General features: G+C 60.2%; 19 protein-coding genes. 10 read left to right on the top strand and 9 right to left on the bottom strand.

Annotation, left to right across the window (positions count from 1 at the left end; translation table 11 throughout):
• Nucleotides 1-9: 9 nt before the first annotated feature.
• Nucleotides 10-2,760, bottom strand: coding sequence for a bifunctional [glutamate--ammonia ligase]-adenylyl-L-tyrosine phosphorylase/[glutamate--ammonia-ligase] adenylyltransferase (gene glnE, locus VNZ65_RS22105; protein ID WP_325672905.1), 2,751 nt, complete (start codon nt 2,758-2,760; stop codon nt 10-12).
• 205 nt (nt 2,761-2,965) lie between these two features.
• Here glnE and VNZ65_RS22100 point away from each other — a divergent pair, with 205 nt between their 5' ends.
• From VNZ65_RS22100 to VNZ65_RS22085, 4 genes are all read left to right on the top strand, one after another.
• On the top strand, nt 2,966-7,186 hold the full coding sequence (locus VNZ65_RS22100; RefSeq protein WP_325672903.1) for a YhdP family protein: 4,221 nt from the start codon (nt 2,966-2,968) through the stop codon (nt 7,184-7,186).
• A 53-nt stretch (nt 7,187-7,239) separates the two neighbouring features.
• Nucleotides 7,240-8,064, top strand: a complete 825-nt coding sequence (locus VNZ65_RS22095; protein ID WP_325672901.1) for a carbon-nitrogen hydrolase family protein — start codon at nt 7,240-7,242, stop codon at nt 8,062-8,064.
• A 101-nt stretch (nt 8,065-8,165) separates the two neighbouring features.
• Nucleotides 8,166-9,626 carry a metalloprotease TldD gene (gene tldD / locus VNZ65_RS22090; RefSeq protein WP_325672899.1) on the top strand — a complete coding sequence of 487 codons (1,461 nt, stop codon included), beginning with the start codon at nt 8,166-8,168 and terminating at the stop codon, nt 9,624-9,626.
• Between the two features lie 16 nt (nt 9,627-9,642).
• Entirely contained in the window at nt 9,643-10,110 is a 468-nt protein-coding gene (locus VNZ65_RS22085; RefSeq protein WP_325672897.1) for a GNAT family N-acetyltransferase, read from the top strand.
• Nucleotides 10,111-10,180: 70 nt separating this feature from the next.
• Here VNZ65_RS22085 and VNZ65_RS22080 read toward each other — a convergent pair whose 3' ends face one another.
• On the bottom strand, nt 10,181-10,624 hold the full coding sequence (locus VNZ65_RS22080; protein WP_325672894.1) for a VOC family protein: 444 nt from the start codon (nt 10,622-10,624) through the stop codon (nt 10,181-10,183).
• A 124-nt stretch (nt 10,625-10,748) separates the two neighbouring features.
• On the opposite strand from VNZ65_RS22080, the gene VNZ65_RS22075 reads away from it, so the two are divergent.
• Together VNZ65_RS22075 and VNZ65_RS22070 are read left to right on the top strand one after the other, a co-directional pair.
• A complete protein-coding gene (locus tag VNZ65_RS22075; RefSeq protein ID WP_325672891.1) occupies nt 10,749-11,771 on the top strand; it encodes a cupin-like domain-containing protein in 1,023 nt (340 codons plus the stop codon).
• 137 nt (nt 11,772-11,908) lie between these two features.
• The gene (locus VNZ65_RS22070; protein WP_325672889.1) at nt 11,909-12,280 is read left to right on the top strand and encodes a cupin domain-containing protein; all 372 of its coding nucleotides are present in this window, start codon (nt 11,909-11,911) and stop codon (nt 12,278-12,280) included.
• Between the two features lie 16 nt (nt 12,281-12,296).
• On the opposite strand, the gene VNZ65_RS22065 is transcribed toward VNZ65_RS22070, so the two are convergent.
• The 5 genes from VNZ65_RS22065 to VNZ65_RS22045 form a co-directional block, all read right to left on the bottom strand.
• On the bottom strand, nt 12,297-12,596 hold the full coding sequence (locus tag VNZ65_RS22065) for an Ada metal-binding domain-containing protein (RefSeq protein WP_325672887.1): 300 nt from the start codon (nt 12,594-12,596) through the stop codon (nt 12,297-12,299).
• Nucleotides 12,593-13,672 (bottom strand): bifunctional DNA-binding transcriptional regulator/O6-methylguanine-DNA methyltransferase Ada, encoded by a 1,080-nt coding sequence (gene ada / locus VNZ65_RS22060; protein ID WP_325672885.1) that lies wholly within the window; start codon nt 13,670-13,672, stop codon nt 12,593-12,595. The genes VNZ65_RS22065 and ada overlap by 4 nt, the downstream gene beginning before the upstream one ends.
• 79 nt (nt 13,673-13,751) lie before the next feature.
• The gene (locus VNZ65_RS22055) at nt 13,752-14,420 is read right to left on the bottom strand and encodes a DNA-3-methyladenine glycosylase (RefSeq protein WP_325672883.1); all 669 of its coding nucleotides are present in this window, start codon (nt 14,418-14,420) and stop codon (nt 13,752-13,754) included.
• Complete coding sequence (alkB, locus tag VNZ65_RS22050) at nt 14,420-15,073, bottom strand: DNA oxidative demethylase AlkB (RefSeq protein ID WP_325672881.1); 654 nt, start codon at nt 15,071-15,073, stop codon at nt 14,420-14,422. Before alkB ends, VNZ65_RS22055 begins: the two co-directional genes overlap by 1 nt.
• Nucleotides 15,074-15,082: 9 nt before the next feature.
• Entirely contained in the window at nt 15,083-15,823 is a 741-nt protein-coding gene (locus tag VNZ65_RS22045; RefSeq protein ID WP_325672879.1) for a 2OG-Fe(II) oxygenase, read from the bottom strand.
• A 236-nt stretch (nt 15,824-16,059) separates the two neighbouring features.
• On the opposite strand from VNZ65_RS22045, the gene VNZ65_RS22040 reads away from it, so the two are divergent.
• The 4 genes from VNZ65_RS22040 to aroG all read left to right on the top strand — a co-directional run bounded on the left by VNZ65_RS22040 (nt 16,060) and on the right by aroG (nt 19,645).
• Nucleotides 16,060-17,265, top strand: coding sequence for an MFS transporter (locus VNZ65_RS22040; RefSeq protein WP_325672877.1), 1,206 nt, complete (start codon nt 16,060-16,062; stop codon nt 17,263-17,265).
• Between the two features lie 172 nt (nt 17,266-17,437).
• Entirely contained in the window at nt 17,438-17,749 is a 312-nt protein-coding gene (locus tag VNZ65_RS22035) for a type II toxin-antitoxin system RelE/ParE family toxin (protein ID WP_325672943.1), read from the top strand.
• 2 nt (nt 17,750-17,751) lie between these two features.
• A complete protein-coding gene (gene nadS, locus VNZ65_RS22030) occupies nt 17,752-18,042 on the top strand; it encodes a NadS family protein (protein WP_325672874.1) in 291 nt (96 codons plus the stop codon).
• 535 nt (nt 18,043-18,577) lie between these two features.
• Nucleotides 18,578-19,645: a 3-deoxy-7-phosphoheptulonate synthase AroG gene (aroG, locus tag VNZ65_RS22025; protein ID WP_325672872.1), complete on the top strand. Its 1,068-nt coding sequence runs from the start codon at nt 18,578-18,580 to the stop codon at nt 19,643-19,645.
• A 74-nt stretch (nt 19,646-19,719) separates the two neighbouring features.
• On the opposite strand, the gene VNZ65_RS22020 is transcribed toward aroG, so the two are convergent.
• Complete coding sequence (locus tag VNZ65_RS22020) at nt 19,720-20,361, bottom strand: retropepsin-like aspartic protease family protein (protein WP_325672871.1); 642 nt, start codon at nt 20,359-20,361, stop codon at nt 19,720-19,722.
• Nucleotides 20,362-20,479: 118 nt separating this feature from the next.
• Nucleotides 20,480-20,965 (bottom strand): YajQ family cyclic di-GMP-binding protein, encoded by a 486-nt coding sequence (locus tag VNZ65_RS22015; protein ID WP_061938160.1) that lies wholly within the window; start codon nt 20,963-20,965, stop codon nt 20,480-20,482.
• Between the last annotated feature and the right edge of the window lie 37 nt (nt 20,966-21,002).

Genomic DNA, 21,002 nt, shown 5'->3' with positions numbered 1-21,002 from the left:
CTTGCCGGATCAGATGATCTTGAAAGTCTGCTCCCATAACTGCTTCACCACCGCGATTTCGCCAGCGATGCGGCTGGGCGCCACGCGCGCCCGTTCTTCTCCCTGCAGGCGGCCCTGATGCTGCAGTTTGCGGAAGGTCCGGTAGGCGTCGGCCACCGCGCTGGCCAATGCCGCATCGATCAAGCCTAATTCGCCGCACAGTTTCAGCAATGCGATATTGCCGATGTCCGCCGTCAGCTGGGCGTAGTCGGCGGCATGGCGCAAGATCAGGAATTGCACCAGGAATTCGATATCGATCATGCCGCCGGCATCATGCTTGAGATCGAAACGCTCGCTTCGGTTGGGGTGGGCATCGCGCATCTTCTGGCGCATGTCCAGCACTTCGGCCTGCAGCTTGCCAGCATCGCGCACCTGGCGCAAGACTTCCACGCGCAGGGTTTCAAAACGTTCGCCGATGGCGGCGTCGCCGGCGCAGAAGCGGGCCCGGGTCAGGGCCTGATGCTCCCACAGCCACGCCGATTCGCGCTGGTATTTTTCAAACTTGCCGAACGACGACACCAGCAAGCCGCTGGCGCCGTCGGGACGCAGGGCGATGTCGATATCGAACAGGATGCCGGCCGAGGTGTGGCTGGTCATCCAGGTGATGAAGCGCTGCGCCAGCTTGGCGTACAGGCCGGGGCCGTCCTGGTCCTCGTCGTCATACAGGAACACCACGTCCAGGTCGGAGACATAGCCGAGTTCCTTACCACCCAGCTTGCCGTAGGCGATCACGGTGAACAGCGGGATTTCGCGGTGGCGCGCCGGCATCATGTTCCAGATCGCCTGCACCGTGGCCGCCACCAGGGCATCCGCCAGGCTCGACAGATGATCGGCCAGCGCTTCGATGCTGAGCATGCCTTCCAGGTCTTGCGCCAGCAGGCGGAACTGCTGGGCATGATGCATCTCGCGCAGCAGGTCCATCTGGCGCTCGGTATCGCCAGGCGCCGTTTCCAGCTGACGGCGGCACTCCAGGGCAAACGCCGGCCAGTCCGGCGCCGCGTTGAGGCTGCGCGGATCGAGCAGTTCGTCTAGCAGGATCGGATGCTGGGTCAGGTATTTGGCGGCCCAGTCGCTGGCGCTGATCATGCGGATCACGCGATGCAGGGTGGCCGGATATTCGGTCAGCAGCGCCAGGTAGGCGGCGCGGCGCGCAATCGCTTCAAGAAAATCGAGCAGACGGTTCAAGGTCGGCAGGTGGCGCTCGGGTTCAGGGATCGCAGCCACCACCGGCAGCGCCGCATTGACCAGCGCCAGCAGGCGGCCGCGGCTGCTCACGGGCAGGTTCTGCACGCGCGTCGATTGCCACGTAGTCACCAGCCGCTGCGCCGCCGCCGAGGCGTCGGAAAAGCCGCAATGGGTGAGGACGATGGTGATGGTTTCGTGATTGTCGCTCTCGCTCAGCGTGTGCAGCACATTGTCGGCGTCGTCCCAGTCCTGCCCGGCGCTGCGCTCTTGCTGCTTGTCGTTGAAAATGTCGGCGAACTGGGCATCGACCAATGTCCGGTGCTGGTCGAGCACCAGCATCAGGGCTGGCACGTCGGCAAAGCCCATGGCATGGGCGATGATCAGGCAATCCGCGTCATTGGTAGGAAAGGTATGGGTTTGCGCATCGTCCAGGTATTGCAGGCGGTGCTCCAGATTGCGCAAGAAATCGTAGGCTGCCAGCAGCTTGTCGACCACTTCGGCGTCGAGCAGGTTCTTGCAGGCCAGGGTGCGCAGCGTGGCGCGGGTCGAGCGGTCGCGCAGCTCGCTGTCGCGGCCGCCGCGGATCAGCTGGAATACTTGCGCCAGGAATTCGATCTCGCGGATGCCGCCGCGGCCCAGCTTGACGTTGTTGCTGCGTTCCGGATGCAGCGCTTCCAGGCGCTTTACCTCGGTATGGATCTGCGCATGCATGGAGCGCATGGCGTCGATCGAGCCGTAGTCCAGGTAACGGCGGAACACGAACGGACGGCTGATATTGGCAAGCGCGGCGATGTCTTCCGTGCGGCCGGTAAGCGCGCGCGCCTTGCACCAGGCATAGCGCTCCCATTCGCGGCCCTGGGTCACCAGATAGGTTTCCACCATATTGAAACTGGCCACCAGCGGCCCCGAGGCGCCATTAGGACGCAGTGCCATGTCGACCCGGAAGGTGAAGCCGTCTTCGGTGATTTCGGAGAGGGCGCCGATCAGTTTCTTGCCCAGCCGGGTAAAGAACTCATGATTCGACAAGCTGCGCTGCTCTGCATTGGCCGGCTGGGTGTCGCCGTCTTCAGGATAGGCGAAGATCAGGTCGATGTCGGACGAAACGTTGAGCTCGCAGCCGCCCAGCTTGCCCATGCCGAGCACAATCAATTCCTGCGGCTGGCCCGATTCTTCGCCCTGCGGCACGCCGTGCAGCGCCACCATGTCGGCGGTCAGCGCGGCCAGATGGGTTTGCACCGCAAATTCGGCGAAATGCGTGACCGCGCTGACTACTTCGTCCAGATCGGCGCGGCCGCTCAAATCGCGCTCGATCAGCGTGCATACCAGCAGGTTGCGCAGGCGCCGCATGGCGCGCGGTAACGGCATGCCGGAATCTGTTTCATTTTGTAACAACTGCTTTAGCAGCGCCGGGCTGAGGGTTAACCTTGCAGCTGAGGCCGCCAGCTGGGCGACCCGCTCGGCGCGCCCGGCTTCGGCATTGATCCAGCGCGTATAGAAGCGGGAGGCGGCGGTGCTGCTGATGAGGGATGGAGTCACGGGGTCTGGGCGGTAAATGAAGCGAAATGGAAGAAAATAGGCAGCTATATCGCGCCTTTTTGTTTCTAGGCACTGATCCATGCGAACATATGGGCTGGCAGCTTGTCGAACCTAAATAACAACATGCGCAGCTTGCCGCACTGGAATCAATCAGATGCTGTCATTTTATTCTACCTTGAGCTCTCTATTTTACCGATTCTGATTGATGTTGGAACAACAACCAAATTTACCGCCGCCAGCTAGCCGACTTGCAATCTGCTGGCGCGCCGGAATCGCCACCTATAAGCACCTGAACCTGGTAACGCACCACGTGCTGGGCGCCTTGCTGAAGCTGCTGATCGTGGCGTATTTCCTGTTTTGCGGGCTGTTCCTGAGTTTGCGTTATGTCGTATTGCCGAATATCGGCTACTACAAGGCGGAAGTCGAGCAGATCGCCAGCAAAGCCGCGGGCAACCCGATTTCGATCGGCGCGTTGCAGGCATCCTGGCATGGTTTGCAACCGCATCTGACATTAGATAACGTTGTAATTCACGATAAAAGCGGCCAGGCAGCGCTGACCTTGCCGCAGGTCGCCGCTACCATTTCCTGGCGTTCGCTGCTGGTGGGCAGCGTCCGGCTGGCGGCGCTGGAAATCGACAGGCCGGACCTGCAGATCGAGCGCGATGCGCAGGGCAATCTGTTCGTTGGCGGCATCCTGGTCAACTCCAAGGAAAAAAACGACGGTGCCGGCGCCGAATGGCTGCTGGCGCAGCACCGGATTGTCATCCGCGACGGTCAGTTGCGCTGGCGCGACGATCTGCGCAAGGCGCCTGAATTGACGCTGACCAAGATCGATCTGGTGCTGCAGAACCGCTGGCGCCGGCATCAGCTGTCGGTGCGGGCGACGCCGCCGGCAGCGTTTGCCGCGCCGCTGGACGTGCGGGCGAACTTCGTCCATCCGGTATTCGCGCAGAAAACCGCCGACGTCAAGCGCTGGACCGGGACGCTGTATGCCAACCTGCACGATACCGACCTGGCGGTCTGGAAAGATTATTTCGATTACCCGCTGGAGCTGACGCAAGGCCGCGGGACGCTGCAAGCCTGGCTCGACCTCGACCATGCCAAGGTGCGCAACTTTACCGCCGATCTGCAGTTGACGAATCTGTCGATGCGGCTACGGCGCGATCTGGAGCCGCTGGCGCTGGAAAGTGTCAGCGGCCGCGTGTCCGCCCACGAAGTACTGGGGCCTGTGCCGCAGGACGATGCCCCGACTTTCGGCGCTAACGGCCATGCTGTCGAGCTCAGCGATTTTTCCTTGAAAACCGCAGACGGCCTGACGCTGCCGCGCACCACCATCAGCGAAACCTATGTGCCTGCGCAGGGCAAGCTGGGAGAAAAATATACTTTGCAGGCCAAGGTGTTGGACCTGCAGACCCTGGCCAGCTTTGCCCAGCGTTTACCGCTGTCGGCACCGCAGATCAAGATGATCGACGACTTTGCACCGCGCGGCCAGCTGCGTGATTTTTCCGCGCAATGGCAAGGCGCTTATCCGGCCATCACTGCCTACAGTGCGAAAGGCAGCTTCGAGGGGCTCACCATCAATCCGCAGCTACCGCGCCCGGCTCAGCCAAAGACGGCCAGCCTGCCGGCCATGGCTGCGGTGCCGGGCATTCCCGGCGTCGACAACCTGAGCGGCAGCATCGATGCCAGCCAGGATGGCGGCAGCATCCATCTGGCGTCGGAAAAGATGCAATTGAATCTGCCCGGATTTTTTGAAGATCCCTTGCTGCCGTTCGATAAACTGGATATGCAGGCCAGCTGGGCTTTCCAGCAAAAGAGTGTGCTGCTGAAAATCGACAGCATGAATTTCCTCCAGGACGGCGTGGCCGGCACTCTGTCAGGCAGTCACCTGCTGCCTTTGCAGGACCGGCATGGCGTCGCACTGGGGGCGATCGACATGAACGCTACCCTGAGCGAATTCGATCTCAAGAAAATCGGCCGCTATCTGCCCATCCATACGCCGGAGCATTTGCATGACTGGCTGGTCGGCGCCCTCAAGGAAGGCAGCGCGAAAGATGTTGCGATCAAGATCAAGGGCGACCTGGCCGATTTCCCGTTTCGCACGGACACGCCGAACGCCAAGCCGAAGGGCGAATTCAGCGTTGCCGGCAAAATTGTCAACGGCACGCTGGAATATGAACCCGGCCATTTCGGCCAGGACGGCAAGCAGCCCTTGTGGCCCTTGCTGGAAAACATAGATGGCACTTTCAACCTGGAGCGTACGCGCTTGCAGATCAAGGCCGCCAGCGCCAAGACTTCGGCGGTCGGCGTGAGCGACGTCACCGCCACGGTGCCGGACCTGTCTTCGCATGACGAGATGCTGCTGATCGACGGCAATGCCGCCGGCGCCTTGCAGGACTTTCTGCAGTTCACCAACAACAGCCCGGTGCTGCACTGGATCGATGGTTTTACCAGCGAATCGCAGGGCAAGGGCAACGCCAAGCTGCAGCTGAACCTGCAGATACCGCTGTCGCATGCGCTCGATACCAAGGTCACCGGCGTCCTGCAGTTCCTGAACAACGACGTCGTCCTGCAAAAAGTCATTCCACCTATCGCCAATGCCACCGGCAAGCTCGAATTCAATGAAAAGGGATTCAACCTGAACGGCATCAAGGGCACCCTGCTGGGCGGCCCGGTGCAGGCCAGCGGCGGCACGCAGGCGGATCACCAGACCGTGATCAAGATCGACGGCACGGCCGGCATCGATGGTTTGCGCGCGATGTATCCCTATCCGGCGATGCAGAAACTGCTGTCGCATGCCAACGGCAACACGCGCTACAACGCCACCGTGGCGATTCGCGAGCATCATCCGGAACTGCTGATCGAATCCAGCATGCAGGGGATAGGCCTGGATTTTCCGGAACCATTGCGCAAGAACGCCAGCGAAGCCATGCCGTTGAAATTCGAGTGGCTGGGGGTTGCTTCCGACGATGCCGCGATCGTCCGCGATGAGCTCAGGCTGGCGCTGGGATCCGGCATCGTTGCCCGTTATCAGCGGCAAAAGCCGGTCATCAAGGCTGAAAATGGCAGCGTCAATAATGGCGCGGCACTGGCAAGCAAGGCGGCTGACTGGAAAGTGCTGCGCGGCGGCATCGGCATCAATACGCCGGCGCCGGAGCCGGACAGCGGGCTGGCGATCAACATCAATGTCAAGACCTTGAATGTCGATGCCTGGAACAACCTGACCGGCAGCCTTGGCGATGGCGGCGCCGCCAAGGCCGGCGAGGATTCGACTATGGCCGGAGTGGCGCAATATGCCGAGCCGAACCAGGTGTCGGTGCGCGCCAACCAGCTGGTGTTGCTGGGCAAGACGCTGGACAACGTCGTGGTGGGCGCCTCGCACCAGAAGAACAACTGGCAGGTCAATGTCGATTCCAAGCAAGCTTCCGGTTATGTCACCTGGAGCGCGTCGCCCAGCGGCCGTGGCCTTGGCAAGGTGACTGCACGCTTGTCGTCCCTGATCATTCCGCAGGGCGGTGAAACGGATGTGGGCGACGTGCTGGAGGGCAAGGGCGGCTCTACGCAGATTCCCGGGCTGGACATCATTGCCGACGATTTTCAGCTGCTCGGCAAGAAGCTTGGGCGGCTGGAGCTGAGCGCCAACAATGTGCGTGCCGCTGTCGGCAGCGAATGGCGTATCCATAAACTGTCGATCAAGAATCCGGATGCGGAATTGAAAGCCGACGGTAAATGGACCACGGTCGATGGCGACAACACCACCAGCCTGACCTACGCCATGGATATCGCCGACGCCGGCAAGCTGCTTGACCGTTTCGGCTTCGCCCACGTGCTGCGCGCTACCAAGGGTCGGATGGATGGCGAGGTCAGCTGGAAGGGCTTGCCGTTCACCATGGATATTCCTTCGCTTTCCGGCCAGGTCAACCTCGACATGGCTGCCGGCCAGTTCCTGAAAGTAGATCCCGGTGCGGCCAAGCTGCTGGGCGTGCTCAGCTTGCAATCGCTGCCGCGCCGCCTGACGCTGGATTTTCGCGATATCTTCTCCGACGGTTTCGCCTTCGACAGCGTGGTCGGGACGGCCACCATCGCGCAGGGCAAGGCGCATACCGACAACTTCAAGATGCGCGGCGTCAGCGCCACCGTATTGATGGACGGCGTTGCCGATATAGCGCGCGAGACCCAGGACCTGCACGTGGCGGTGCTGCCGGAGATCAATGCCGGCACGGCCTCGGTGGTGGCGCTGGCGATCAATCCTGTGATCGGCATCGGCACCTTCCTGGCGCAGCTGTTCCTGCGCGACCCGCTGATGCGGGCCTTCACCTTTGAATATAATATTACCGGCGGCTGGACCGATCCGGTGGTCACCAAGCTCGATCACAAGACCGAGACGCCGGCCGCGAGCAATCCCGATCTGTCGTCCGGCCGCTAATCAGTCACCTCGGCAGCTGCATTGCAACTGCCTCAGCACAGGAGTTCGGCATCATGAGCCAGCAGATACCCAGTTCAGCCAGTTTCAACGTCGCCGCGATCCAGATGGTGTCGACGCCGGTGCTGGAAGAAAATTTCAACACCGCACGGCGCCTGGTGGCCGAAGCTGCAGGCCAGGGCGCACAGCTGGTGCTGCTGCCCGAATACTGGCCGATCATGGGCATGGTGGACACCGACAAGCTGACCTGCGCTGAAATCCTGGGCGAAGGGCCGATCCAGGCGTTCATGGCGCAACTGGCGAAAGAATACGGTATCTGGCTGATCGGCGGCACCCTGCCGATGATCGCCGACGAGGTCGGCAAGGTGCTCAACACCACCCTGGTCTACGATCCCGCCGGCCGCCAGATCAGCCGCTACGACAAGATCCACCTGTTCAGCTTCAGCAAGGGCGAGGAGTCCTATGACGAGGCGCGCACCATCGTCTATGGCAAGGAGACCGGCAGTTTCCAGGCGCCGTTCGGCAAGGTTGGCTTGTCGGTCTGCTACGATCTGCGTTTTCCCGAACTGTACCGGGCGCTGGGCGATTGCGCCCTGATCGTGGTGCCGGCGGCGTTTACCTACACCACCGGCAAGGCCCACTGGGAAATCCTGCTGCGCGCCCGCGCTGTTGAAAACCAGTGCTATGTGCTGGCCGCCGCCCAAGGCGGCAAGCATCCCAACGGCCGCCGCACCTGGGGCCACAGCATGCTGATCGACCCTTGGGGCGAAATTAAATCGGTGCTGACAGAAGGCGAGGGCCTTGTCAGCGGCAGCATCGACCCCCATTTCCTTAAGGGAGTGCGGGATAGTTTGCCGGCATTGCTGCATCGCAAATTATAGAAATAATTGGCAATACGATATGACTATTTTCGGCGCCAGGGCCAGCTCAGCCTTGGATGCTCTACAATCCGTACCAACACCACAGTAAAACCGGAATACCAATGAAACCATTCGAACCAAACCTGGGCACTTTAGCCATTGCACGCGATATCCTGCTGACCCCATTCGGGCTGGACGAATCGAGCTTGCTGAAAGCGCTGGGGACCATGTTCACCCACAAGGTCGATTACGCCGACCTCTACTTCCAGTTCACCAAGAGCGAAGGCTGGAGCCTGGAAGAGGGCATCGTCAAGACCGGCAGTTTTTCTATCGACCAGGGCGTCGGCGTGCGCGCGATTTCCGGCGACAAGACGGCGTTTTCCTATTCCGATGAAATTTCCGAGCGTGCGCTGCATGACGCCGCCGTCGCGACGCGCACCATTGCGCGCCAGGGCGCGGGCAAGATCAAGATCGCCGCCGGCATGCAGCAAAGCGGCGGCCGCTCGCTGTATCTGCCGAACGATCCGCTGGTGTCGCTGGATGCCACCGAGAAGGTCAAGTTGCTGGAACGGGTGGAGCGCATGGCGCGCGCCAAGGACCCGCGCGTGGTGCAGGTCATGGCCGGCCTGGCCGCCGAATACGATGTGGTGCTGGTGGCGCGCAGCGACGGCGTCATCGCCGCCGATATCCGGCCATTGGTGCGGCTGTCGGTGACCGTCATCGTCGAACAGAACGGCCGCCGCGAAACCGGCAGCGGCGGCGGCGGCGGCCGCTATAGCTACGGCTATTTCAGCGACGCCCTGATCGAGCAATATGCCGCGGATGCGGTTTCCTCCGCGCTGGTCAACCTGGATGCGCGTCCGGCGCCGGCAGGTCCGATGACCGTGGTGCTCGGGCCTGGCTGGCCTGGCATTTTGCTGCACGAAGCGATCGGCCATGGCCTCGAAGGCGATTTCAACCGCAAGGGCTCGAGCACTTTCTCCGGCCGCATCGGCGAACGCGTCGCCGCCAAGGGCGTCACCGTAGTGGATGACGGCACCCTGGCCGACCGCCGCGGTTCGCTGAATATCGACGACGAAGGCAATCCTAGCCAATGCACCACCCTGATCGAAGACGGCATCCTGAAGGGCTATATCCAGGACACCATGAACGCGCGCCTGATGAAGATGCCGGTTACCGGCAATGCGCGCCGCGAATCGTTCGCCCACTTGCCGATGCCGCGCATGACCAATACCTACATGCTGGCCGGCGACAAGGATCCGGCGGAAATCCTCGCATCAGTGAAAAACGGCTTGTACGCAGTCAATTTTGGCGGCGGCCAGGTCGATATCACCAACGGCAAGTTCGTGTTCTCGGCCAGCGAAGCCTACATGATCGAAAACGGCAAGGTTACCTATCCGGTCAAGGGTGCGACCCTGATCGGCAACGGCCCTGATGTCTTGAACCGGGTTTCCATGATCGGCAACGACATGCAGCTCGATCCTGGCGTAGGCGTGTGCGGCAAGGAAGGCCAGAGCGTCCCGGTCGGTGTCGGCCAGCCGACCTTGCGTATCGATGGCGTGACCGTTGGCGGCACCGCTTAAGGCTATGGCAGAAGCAATGATGTTGGCATGGCGCTGGCTGCCATTCCAGGAGCTGAGCACTGTGCAACTGTATGCAGCGATGCAGTTGCGGCAGCGCGTATTCGTGCTGGAACAGACCTGCGTATTCCAGGATGCCGACGGTATCGACCTGTATTCCTGGCACGGCCTGGGTTATCTGCCGAACGGTGAGCTGGGTGCGTATGCGCGCATCGTGCCGCCGGGGAAAGCGTTCCACTTGCCGTCGATCGGGCGTGTCGTGACCGCGCCGGAATTGCGCGGCAAAAGCGCCGGCCATGAACTGATGCAGCAGGCGATGGTGCAAACCGCCAGGCTGTTTCCCGGGCAGGACGTCAAGATCGGAGCGCAAGCGCACTTGCAGCGCTTCTATGCACGTTTCGGTTTCGAGCCGGTAGGCGAGTTGTATGACGAAGACGGCATTTCACATATCCACATGATTGCGGCACCCGCATCCGCGATCAAGTAATGAAATGACATCGGCTTTCTGTCGGCGTTGATCTGATGTGGCTCGCCTGAGGCGCATTGGCGAGCCAGGTTCATCGATCCGCTTCTAGCAGTTCGATCCGGTTGCCAAACGGATCTTCTGTAAAAATCCTGGTAAAGCCGGCAATCGGCAGGTCATGCTTGACGTTGTGGCCTGCTTCGGTCAGCGCCGCAACCAACGGCGCCAGTTTGTCCACCACTAGTCCGGGATGCGCTTTGCGCGCTGGCCGGAATTCTTTTTCCACCCCCAGGTGCAATTGCACCGCGCCACACAAAAACCATACCCCACCCCGGGCAGCCAGGTCCGCAGGTTTGGGCAGTTCGACCAGTCCCAGGATGTCGCCGTAAAAACGGCGCGCGGCGTCTTCGTGGGCGGCGGGCATCGCCAACTGCAAGTGGTCTATTCCGATAACGGGCATTGCATCCTCACTAATTGATTTGCGTTTCCATACAGAGTGCCATTTTATCATTGCCGCCAACATGGCATTGGTGCGCATGGCTAGGGTTCATGCGGCTCCGGGCGGGCATTGAATTTTCAGATCCGTCCTGCCAAATTGCATCGGAATCGGGTTATCCTGAGCGGCCAGATCGATGCAGGCCGCCCAACCATGAGGATGCTGAATGAGCCATGAATTGCCATCCATTCCTGAACGTTTCAATGTCGATGACAGAACGTTCATGGAAGAAATCGCCGCGCAGTACCAGCCTGTCGTCTTGCGCGGTTATGTAAAGAATTGGCCGGCGGTGAAGTTGGCGCAGACCTCGGCCGAGGCGATCTGCAACTACCTGAAAAAACTGGACAACGGCAGCGACGTCGACGCCATCATGACGCGGCCGGAAGCCAAGGGCCGCATCTTCTACGACGAAACCATGGACGGTTTCAACTACCTGCGCAACCGTTTACCGGTCTCTGCGATCCTGGATCAGCTGATGCGTTACCGCAGCTTCCCCAATCCGCCAGCGGTGGCCGCGCAAAGCGCACTGATCGCCGGTTGCCTGCCGGGTTTTCTGGATGAGAATAAGCTGTCGCTGCTTGGGCCCGAGGTCATCCCGCGGATATGGATAGGCAATGCGGTAACCACCCCGGCGCATTTCGACGATGCCCACAATATCGCCTGCGTGGTCAGCGGCAAGCGCCGTTTCACCTTGTTTCCGCCGGAGCAGATCGGCAACCTGTATATCGGGCCAGTGGATTTTGCGCCGACCGGCGCCCCGATCAGCATGGTGTCGCTGAAGGAACCGGACTTCGCCAAGTACCCCAAATTCAAGGATGCGCTGGCGGCGGCGCAGGTCGCCGAACTGGAAGCCGGCGATGCACTCTACATTCCGCCGCTGTGGTGGCATCACGTCGAGTCGCTGCAGACCTGCAATATCCTCGTCAATTACTGGTGGGGCGGGGCGGTCGGCACTGCCGATTCGATGCATTCCGGCTTTGACAGCCTGATGCTGGCGCTGCTCAACCTGAAGCGCCGGCCACCGGCCTACCGCCAGGCCTGGGCCGCTGTCTTCAACCATTATGTGTTTGACGAAAACGACGACGTGGCTACCCATATTCCTCCACACCGGCACGGGATCCTGGGAAATATGTCGGCCGAACAAGAGCAGCAGGTGAGGAATTATCTGGCGAACAAGCTGAAAGGCTAGGCATGTCCAAGCGCCTGTCATCGGCTGCCAGGGTCAACCGCCGCTGCGACCGCTATAATTAAAGCCGAGGCTGATACTGGAATGAGTCGACTGCTGTACTGGCTGGCATAAAACGATTCGACATCAATGGATGGTACATGACAAACATTACTTCACCCAAGCAGATCGCCGCCGCGCTGACTGAACACTGGTCGCCGCGCGTAGTGGCGGAGGTTGACGATTCCTATATCAAGGTGGCCAAGGTCAAAGGCTCCCTGGCCTGGCATAGCCATGAGAATGAAGACGAGCTGTTCCTGATCCTCAAGGGGCATCTGCGGATTGAAATGGAGCATGGCTCGGTTGAACTGTCCGAGGGCGAGATGTTTGTCGTCCCCAAAGGCGTACGGCATAATCCGGTGGCCGAGGAAGAGTGCCACCTGATGCTGATCGAGCGGAAATCGACGCTGCATACAGGCGACGTGGTGAGCGAGAAAACCCGTTCGCTGGCCGAGCAATTGCGTCCTTTGTAAGCGGAGCGGCGGCGTTCTATTTCCTGCTGTCGGTCAGATTTTTGTTCTTCTTCCAAGCAGCATATTTCTGCGGCAAACAAACCGCGCAAGGTCGATAGCCGGCCGCTTCGGCATCAGCCTGGTGCAAGAAAAATACCCGCTGCGCGAGGTAGCCGCCTCTGGCTATCGCCAGCAGCGCGGCGCGGCAGTCAAGACGTCCGTAGATGCGGCTGCGGCGATGGCCGCCTAGACTGCCCGCCTGCGCGCTGACATAGCGCTTGCCATCTGCTCCCGTCAATTGCCATGTCTTGCCGGCGTGGCCTGCTTCGGCTTTCAATCGCGGCTTTCCCGTTCCAGCAGGGCGAGCTTGCGTTCCACTCCCCAGCGATATCCCGAGGCGCTGCCATCGCTGCGGATCACACGATGGCAGGGAATCGCCACCGCCAGGCTGTTGGCGGCACAGGCTTGCGCCACCGCGCGCACTGCCTTGGGCGAGCCGATGCGGGCTGCAATTTCAGCATAGCTGGTGGTGCTGCCGGCAGGAATGTCGCGCAGCGCCTGCCAGACGCGCTGCTGGAAGGCGGTGCCGCGCACATCCAGCGGCAAATCGAGGCCGAGGGCGGGTGCTTCGATGAAGCCGACCACCTGCGCCACCAGCTGCTCGAAATCGTGATCGGCGCCGATCAGGTGGGCGCGCGGGAATTTATCCTGCAGGTCATGCGCCAGTGCGTTCGGATCGTCGCCCAGCAGGATCGCACAGACGCCGCGATCGCTTTGCGCCACCAGGATCGCGCCCAGCGAGCACTGGCCGATGGCGAAACGGATCTCGGTGTTGGCGCCGCCGGCGCGGTAGTCGGTGGGCGTCATGCCTAGCACTTTTCCCGAAGCTTCGTAGAAGCGGCTGTTCGAGTTGAAGCCGGCATCGTAGATGGCCTCGGTGACGGAATGGCTATGGCTCAGATGGTCGCGTACTTTCCTGGCGCGGTTGGCGTCGGCGTAGCCTTTCGGCGTCAGGCCAGTGACCGCTTTGAATACGCGGTGGAAGTGATACAGGCTGAGGCCGGCATCGGCTGCCAGCGTTTCCAGGCTGGGCAGTTCTAGTGCCGTCTCTATGCTGCGGCAGGCGGCCGCGACCAGTTCGGCGTGTTGGGCGGCGACGGTAGTCTGGTCGGCGCCGCGTTTGCTGGGCCGGTAGCCGGCTGCTTCGGCCGCTGCCGGACTGTCGAAAAATTCGACGTTTTCCGGGCGCGGCAGGCGGGTTGGGCTGCTGGGACGGCAATACACGCCGGTGGTCTTGACGGCGTAGACAAACAGCTTGTCGGCAGACGGGTCCCTGGCCAGCACGGCGCTCCAGCGCGGGTCGCGCTCGGCGCTTTGTGCTGCAGTGTGTTGATGTGGTGTCAGCGTTCGCATATCGGCTTCCGGTTGGATTGGTGTAGCTCTACTTTAGCCATGCATCTGGCTGCCTACACTCCGAGTCTTGCTTTCAAATTCAAATAGTCTGTTCAGCAGCAGGAATTTTCGGCAAACGCCACAGATACCAGGATGCCACGGTGCGGTAAGGGCTCCAGGCCTGGCCGATGTCGATGATCTGTTTTCTGGTCGGCGTCTGTTCCAGGTTTTTCAGGCGGCGATAACCTTCGCGCACGCCGAAATCGTCGGCCGGCAAAATGTCCGAACGCTCCAGCGTGTAGATCAGCAGCATCTCCACGGTCCAGCGGCCGACGCCGCGCAAGGGCAGTAGTCTTTCGACCAGCGCCTCGTCGCTCATTTTCAGCGCTTCCTTGCGCACCGGAACCACGCCATCCAGCGCTGCCTGTGCAATGCCGTGGATGGTGGCGATCTTGTTGGCGGAAAAACCGCAGCCGCGCAATGTGGCGACCTCGGTGGCCAGCAGTTGCTGCGCTGTCGGAAAGTTGTCTTCGCCCTGGTCGCCATACAAGGCCAGCATGCGTCCGAGGATGGCGTCGCCGGCGCGCACATGCAGCTGCTGATAAGCGATCGCGCGCACCAGGGCTTGATAGGGTTCGCGCGTCGGCTTGGCAGCGTGGCGGCAGGGGCCGATGGCGGCGATGTGGCGCGCCCAGTCCTGGTCCAGTCCAGACAGGAAAGTCTCTGCACGGCGATAGGCGGCTTCCGAAATATCGGCGGCGATCTTCATCAGACTACTTTGCGAAAGGTCAGGTTGATGCGCTGCCGGCCCAGCAGGGGATGATCTGCCTCCTTCAGCGGCAGTATGCCGTGAAAGCGCAGACGGTCAGGGCCGCCCCACACCACCACATCGCCATGGAACAGCGGCACGCGCGCGGCCTTGTCGCTACGCTCATGGCCGCCGAACAGGAACAGCGCCGGAATGCCGAGCGATACCGAGACAATTGGAGCGTCGTAGTCGAGCTCATCCTTGTCCTGGTGCAGCGTCAGCCGGGTTCCCGGCGCATAGCGGTTGACCAGGCAAGCTTCAGGCATGAAACCATCGTAGCCGGCTTGCGCGGCGGCGCTTTGCGCCAGTTGCAGGAAACTGGACGGCAGCGGCGGCCAGTGCCGGCCGTTGTCTGGATCGATGGCGCTGTAGCGATAGCCGCGCCGATCGCTGGTCCAGCCGAGGGCGCCGCAGCAGGTCATTGCCACCGACATGCGGAAGCCGCCAGGAGTCACCAGATGGCGGAATGGCGAGGCCCGTTCGATCTGCGCTAACGCCGGCAGCAATTGCTGCACGTAGGGCAGGGCGAAGGCGCGCAGGACAAAAGCGCCCGAGCCCAGCTGTTCCTGGCGCTGTTCGGTCGGTTCCAGCGAATCAAATAAATCGAGAGTCATGCTGTTTCTTCATTGAGCGTCGTGAAAAATCACGCCTAAGGTGTGGCGCGTGCCGGAACGGATGCGGCTGACGCCATGCCGTAAATTTACCCTATATGCGCCGCGCTGGCCTTGCAGCGGGCGATTATGGACTGCGAAGATCACGGCATCGCCTCTGGCCAGCGGCACCACTTCCGCGCGCGACTGCATGCGCGGCCGCTGTTCGGTCATCACGAACTCGCCGCCGCTGAAATCCTGCCCCGGCTGCGACAGCAGGATCGCCACCTGCAGGGGGAACACATGTTCGCCATACAAATCCTGATGCAGGCAGTTGTAGTCGCCGGCGCCATATTGCAGCATCAGCGGCGTCGGCCGCAACTGGCCCGCGCCATGGCAGCGGGCGATGAAGTCGGCATGCCGCGGCGGGAAGCGCGCATCGATATGCATGCTGGCGTGCCAGCGGTTGGCAAGCGGCGCCAGCCTCGGATATAGCAGCTGGCGCAAATCGCCGACCAGATCGGGCAGCGGATAACTGAAATACTGATATTCGCCGCGGCCGAAGCCGTGCCGTTCCATCACGATGCGGCTGCGGAACAGCTCCTTGCGGGCGTACAGCGCAATCAGCGCCTGGCATTCTGCCGGCGTCAGCAATTGCTCCAGCAGGGCGCTGCCATAACTGTCCAGGTCGTGCGCGATACCGTCCCAGTCTGCGCCGGCTATCCGTTCCGCGATGGCATTCTGGTTGCCGCGCGTTGCGTGCCCTGTGTCCATCGTTTTCTCCGTATCGGTTTGATTGCCGCCAGTGTAGGCAGCTTGGCTTGGTGCCGCACCCCGGCTCTTGCGGTCAAATTCGGTGAAATGCTTGGTTTCTGTGAATTGCTGCTGAATGAGCACTAAATTCTCTTCATATTTGATTTTTAATCAAATATGAATTGCCGGCACAGCGGTTTTTCTTTGTCTTTGCAGAGCGCAAACTGCATGACGTTAAATTACAACAGGAAGCCATCATGCCACTCGCACTCTGGGCGCTCACACTCAGCGCTTTTGCCATAGGAACCACAGAATTCGTGATTGTCGGTCTGATTCCGACCATCGCTGCCAGCCTCGGCGTCTCCGTACCATCCGCCGGCCTGCTGGTCAGCCTTTACGCACTGGGCGTTGCGGTTGGCGCGCCTGTGCTCACTGCGCTCACCGGCCGGGTGCCGCGCAAGCATCTGCTGCTCGGTTTGATGGCGCTGTTTACCATCGGCAACCTGGTGGCGTGGATGGCGCCGGGCTACGAGGCCTTGATGGCGGCGCGCGTGCTGACCGGCCTGGCGCACGGCGTGTTCTTTTCCATCGGTTCGACCATCGCGACCAGCCTGGTGCCCAAGGAAAAGGCTGCCAGCGCGATCGCCATCATGTTCACCGGATTGACCGTGGCGCTGGTCACCGGCGTGCCTCTGGGCACCTGGATCGGCCAGACCTGGGGCTGGCAGTCGACTTTCCTCGCCGTGTCGCTGCTGGGCGTGATTGCCTTTGTCGGCAGCTGGATACTGGTGCCGAACGATATTGCGGGCAGCAAGCCGGCGTCGCTGCTGACCCAGGCTGCCGTCCTGAAGAAACCGCGTCTGTTGCTGGTGTATGCGATCACGGCGCTGGGTTACGGCGGTTCCTTTATCGCTTTTACCTATCTCGCACCGATCTTGCAGGAAATATCAGGATTTTCCGCTTCCACCGTCAGCCTGGTGATGCTGGTGTACGGCGTTTCGGTGGCCTTTGGCAATATCTGGGGCGGCAAGCTGGCAGACAAAAAAGGGCCGATACGCGCCCTGCAAATCGTCTTCGCCTTGTTGGCGCTGGTCTTGTTTGTCCTGACCTTTACGGCATCTAACCCATGGTTTGCGGTGCTGACAGTGCTGGCATGGGGCGCCTTCGCTTTCGGCAATGTGCCGGGTTTGCAAGTGTATGTCGTGCAACAGGCTGAACGGCATGCGCCGCGTGCGGTGGATGTGGCGTCCGGCCTGAACATCGCAGCGTTCAACGTCGGCATTGCGCTGGGTGCCTGGGGCGGCGGCCTGATCGTCAGCCATCTTGGCCTGATGGCGACGCCTTGGATCGGCGCCATCGTGGTGCTGGGCGCGTTGGGGCTGACTTCGCTGGCGGGGCGCCTGGATCGGCGCGACGGGATTGCGCCTATTGTTGGCGCGGGGCATGCGGTAGCCATGCATTGAGGATTAATGACCTAAGTTTTGGCTTGCTTTGCGGGGGGCGAGGACGCCCCGCGTGCTTGGATGATTTACAGTTGGACGGCAGTTCGCGACATAGTCGTTTTCTACAAAGCGATTCTACCCATCTGTTAAATGCCTTTATTTGTGATATACGCCATTGGCGTATATCATGGTAATGGAATTCATTGAAACACCTACCTTTACCCGCATGATCACAGCCTTGCTTGCTGATGACGAGTATCTAGGATTGCAAACCGTGCTGGTGCAGGACCCGTCTCGCGGGGATGTCATTAAAAATGGCGGGGGTATCCGTAAAATGCGCTATGCAGCGCAAGGACGTGGCAAGAGTGGAGGAATCAGGGTGATCTATTATTGGATCAAGGACGAGCATCAGATTTATATGCTGCTAGCGTATCCGAAGTCCAGGAAGGACACGCTATCCGACAGGGAAGTCGCTATCTTGCGGGAGTTTGTGAAGGAATTGTAAATATGGAAAATGCACTTTTTGAAGATCTCCTGCAGAGCCTGAAAGAAGCACAGGCTATATCCAAGGGCGAGGTTGAACCATCGCGACGCTTCGAAATGAAGGCGACTGACGTGAAAGCCGTCCGTGAGCAAATTGGTTTGTCTCAGAGTGAGTTTGCCAAGCTGATGCGAGTGAGCATCAAGACTTTGCAAAACTGGGAGCAGCATCGCCGCAGCCCGACTGGTCCGGCTGCCGCGTTGCTCAAAATTGTGGCGGCGGCGCCGGAGGTTGCGCTGCGGTCCTTGCATTGCTGAAATTCGGTAGCGTATTTTCACGGGTTGTAGATCGGGCAAATATCACAATGTTATTTTTGCGTAGCAAAGATAGTCTCCCCCAATATTCAGTCATTTTGCCAAATGGATAAATTTCTGCTTTGGTGATTTAGTTTCATACATCATCTTATTAGCTAAATTCTACCGTCGCGAACGCTCTTACTCCGTGGTCCGCTAAGCGAGGTCAGAGTGAAGCTTCGGCGATGAGGCCTGCCGAAATCACTCTGACCCCGGTTAGCTGGTGCGAGGCTAGTTTCTTTGGGGGAAGGGCTTGTGGTATTCCTGGCCTTGCCAAATTTCTAGAATTACTGCACTATTGGTCTTGATTTTTAATAATCCTTTACTGAACACCATGACTTTCGCACGCGCTTACTTCTTTTTTTACTTTAGCTATTCCAGCCCCACGGCGGTGAAAAGCGGTAAGCGTTCGTAAGTTAAGAGCAAACCGAAATTTCTAAACAACCGCCAGCGATGGCGGTTTTTTTATACCCAGTCATTTTTGAGCCAGGAGAAAAACATGCTACGCACCGACGATCTGCGCATTCGAGAAATGAAAGAACTAGTTCCACCCTCGCATTTGATCCGCGAATTCGGCTGCTCCGAGAAAGTGGCGGAAACTGCCGCCAATTCCCGGATTGCCTTGCATCGTATCTTGCACGGCCAGGATGACCGCCTGATGGTGGTGATCGGCCCTTGCTCGATCCACGATACCAAGGCGGCAATGGAGTACGCCGGCCGCCTGATCGGCGAGCGCGAACGTTTCAAGGGCGAGCTGGAAATCGTCATGCGCGTGTACTTTGAAAAGCCGCGCACCACGGTCGGCTGGAAGGGCCTGATCAATGATCCTTACATGGATAACAGCTTCCGCATCAACGACGGCTTGCGCATGGCGCGCGAACTGCTGCTGAACATCAACGAACTGGGCCTGCCGGCCGGCACCGAGTTCCTGGACGTGATCAGCCCGCAGTACATCGCCGACCTGATCAGCTGGGGTGCGATCGGCGCCCGCACCACCGAATCGCAGGTGCATCGCGAACTGGCGTCCGGCTTGTCCTGCCCGGTCGGGTTCAAGAACGGCACCGACGGCAACATCAAGATCGCGGTGGACGCGATCAAGGCCGCGTCGCAGCCGCATCATTTCCTGTCGGTGACCAAGGGCGGCCATTCGGCGATCGTATCGACCAACGGCAATGAAGACTGCCATATCATCCTGCGCGGCGGCAAGGCGCCGAACTACGATGCGGCCAGCGTGGATGCAGCTTGCAAGGATATCGCCAACAGTGGCCTGGCCTCGCGCCTGATGATCGATGCTTCGCATGCCAACAGTTCGAAGAAGCCGGAAAACCAGATTCCGGTGTGCGCCGATATCGGCCGCCAGATTGCTGCCGGCGACGGCCGCATTGTCGGCGTCATGGTCGAATCGCATTTGATCGCCGGCCGCCAGGATCTGGTGCCGGGCAAGGAACTGGTATACGGCCAGTCGGTGACCGACGGTTGCATCAACTGGGAAGAAAGCGTGGCGGTGCTGGAAGATCTGGCAGCGTCGGTCCGCCAGCGTCGCTTGCTGAACGCCAGTCCGGCCTAAGCAGTACGGTGGGGAAAGGGCGGGTTAACGCTGTGTTAACCCGCTCTGATCAATCTGGCAAGACGCCGAATTGATCAAAACCGCTTGGTCAACACCATCATCTCGCCTTCGCGCCGCATCTCGGTGCGGTTCAGGAAAGACATGCCGAGCAGGGCGAACGGCAAGCCGCTCTCCTGCACCAGGGCATCGACCTGGTTCATTTCAATGTCGCCGACCTTGACCATATTCAGCTTGACCCGGTAAGCAGGCGCCGGGCCATTGGCGGTATTCACCATCACCATCTGACCCTGCTTGTAATTGACGCCCATCCTTGCCGCATCCGATGCCGGCAGCGCAATCATGGTGGCGCCGGTATCGACCAGCATGGTCATCATGGCGCCGTTGATCTGGGCGTCGGCGACGAAATGGCCTTGCGGATTGACCTTCAGGGTGACGCTGGACGACGCGCCCGGCGTGCTGCGGCTGACGTATTCGCCGATGCCGATCACTTGCCGCTTGCCTTTAACCTCTAGCGTAGCGCTGCTGCCGTTGGCTTCCACCAGCTTGACGTCGTCAGTGACTTTGCTGCCGACTGAGTAAGTCTTTGGCGAAGAGCCGTCGATCACCAGCACAGCCTTGCCCGGAAACAGGCCGACCACGCCGATATCGGAAGCTTGTACTACATTGGAGAGGGAGGCGGATAACAACAGGCTGGTGATCAAAACAAACGGGCGCATGGAAGTCCGGCTTTCCTGACAAGGGTTGAGGTAGCGCCGCAACGCCGTTCAAACATGTTGAATGGCTGGCAACAGCAAGTGATGGTAACTCGGTCTGTTGCCAAATGCCACTATTTAGTTAGTCACGGAAATTATTGAATTCCAGCGGCAGGTCCGCCACTTCCTTGCGCAGCATCGCCATCGCAGCCTGCAGGTCGTCACGTTTGGCGCCGGTGATGCGCACGGCGTCACCCTGGATGCTGGCCTGGACTTTCATCTTGCTGTCCTTGACGATGCGCACGATCTTCTTGGCGGCTTCGGATTCGATGCCGTTCTTGATCTTGATCACTTGCTTGACCTTGTCGCCGCCGATCTTCTCGATCTTGCCGATGTCCAGGAAGCGGGTATCGACGCTGCGCTTGACCAGCTTGGCGGTCAGCACATCGCGCACCTGGCTCAGCTGGAATTCCGAATCGGCGTAGGCGGTCAGGTCGCGCTCTTTCAGCTCGATGCGGGCGTCGCTGCCCTTGAAGTCGAAGCGGGTCGAGATCTCCTTGTTGGCTTGATCGTTGGCATTTTTTACTTCGACCAGATTGGCTTCCGATACGGTATCGAATGATGGCATGGTGATATTCCTTCAGTATGTTCAATAAAACCGGCCG

Origin of the sequence: Collimonas sp. (assembly GCF_035566555.1) — a bacterium.
Taxonomy (GTDB): Bacteria; Pseudomonadota; Gammaproteobacteria; order Burkholderiales; family Burkholderiaceae_D; genus Collimonas.
This window is presented reverse-complemented; position numbering and strand designations above follow the sequence as displayed.

Bases quoted from the DNA above. Each gene is read 5' to 3' on its own strand.
- VNZ65_RS22075 (WP_325672891.1), top strand. From the start codon at position 10,749: ATGAGCCATGAATTGCCATCCATTCCTGAACGTTTCAATGTCGATGAC.
- VNZ65_RS22100 (WP_325672903.1), top strand. From the start codon at position 2,966: ATGTTGGAACAACAACCAAATTTACCGCCGCCAGCTAGCCGACTTGCA.
- VNZ65_RS22080 (WP_325672894.1), bottom strand. From the start codon at position 10,624: ATGCGCACCAATGCCATGTTGGCGGCAATGATAAAATGGCACTCTGTA.
- VNZ65_RS22015 (WP_061938160.1), bottom strand. From the start codon at position 20,965: ATGCCATCATTCGATACCGTATCGGAAGCCAATCTGGTCGAAGTAAAA.
- VNZ65_RS22085 (WP_325672897.1), top strand. From the start codon at position 9,643: ATGATGTTGGCATGGCGCTGGCTGCCATTCCAGGAGCTGAGCACTGTG.
- VNZ65_RS22035 (WP_325672943.1), top strand. From the start codon at position 17,438: ATGGAATTCATTGAAACACCTACCTTTACCCGCATGATCACAGCCTTG.
- VNZ65_RS22055 (WP_325672883.1), bottom strand. From the start codon at position 14,420: ATGAAGATCGCCGCCGATATTTCGGAAGCCGCCTATCGCCGTGCAGAG.
- VNZ65_RS22040 (WP_325672877.1), top strand. From the start codon at position 16,060: ATGCCACTCGCACTCTGGGCGCTCACACTCAGCGCTTTTGCCATAGGA.
- nadS (WP_325672874.1), top strand. From the start codon at position 17,752: ATGGAAAATGCACTTTTTGAAGATCTCCTGCAGAGCCTGAAAGAAGCA.
- VNZ65_RS22020 (WP_325672871.1), bottom strand. From the start codon at position 20,361: ATGCGCCCGTTTGTTTTGATCACCAGCCTGTTGTTATCCGCCTCCCTC.
- VNZ65_RS22045 (WP_325672879.1), bottom strand. From the start codon at position 15,823: ATGGACACAGGGCACGCAACGCGCGGCAACCAGAATGCCATCGCGGAA.
- aroG (WP_325672872.1), top strand. From the start codon at position 18,578: ATGCTACGCACCGACGATCTGCGCATTCGAGAAATGAAAGAACTAGTT.
- tldD (WP_325672899.1), top strand. From the start codon at position 8,166: ATGAAACCATTCGAACCAAACCTGGGCACTTTAGCCATTGCACGCGAT.
- ada (WP_325672885.1), bottom strand. From the start codon at position 13,672: ATGCGAACGCTGACACCACATCAACACACTGCAGCACAAAGCGCCGAG.
- VNZ65_RS22095 (WP_325672901.1), top strand. From the start codon at position 7,240: ATGAGCCAGCAGATACCCAGTTCAGCCAGTTTCAACGTCGCCGCGATC.
- VNZ65_RS22070 (WP_325672889.1), top strand. From the start codon at position 11,909: ATGACAAACATTACTTCACCCAAGCAGATCGCCGCCGCGCTGACTGAA.
- alkB (WP_325672881.1), bottom strand. From the start codon at position 15,073: ATGACTCTCGATTTATTTGATTCGCTGGAACCGACCGAACAGCGCCAG.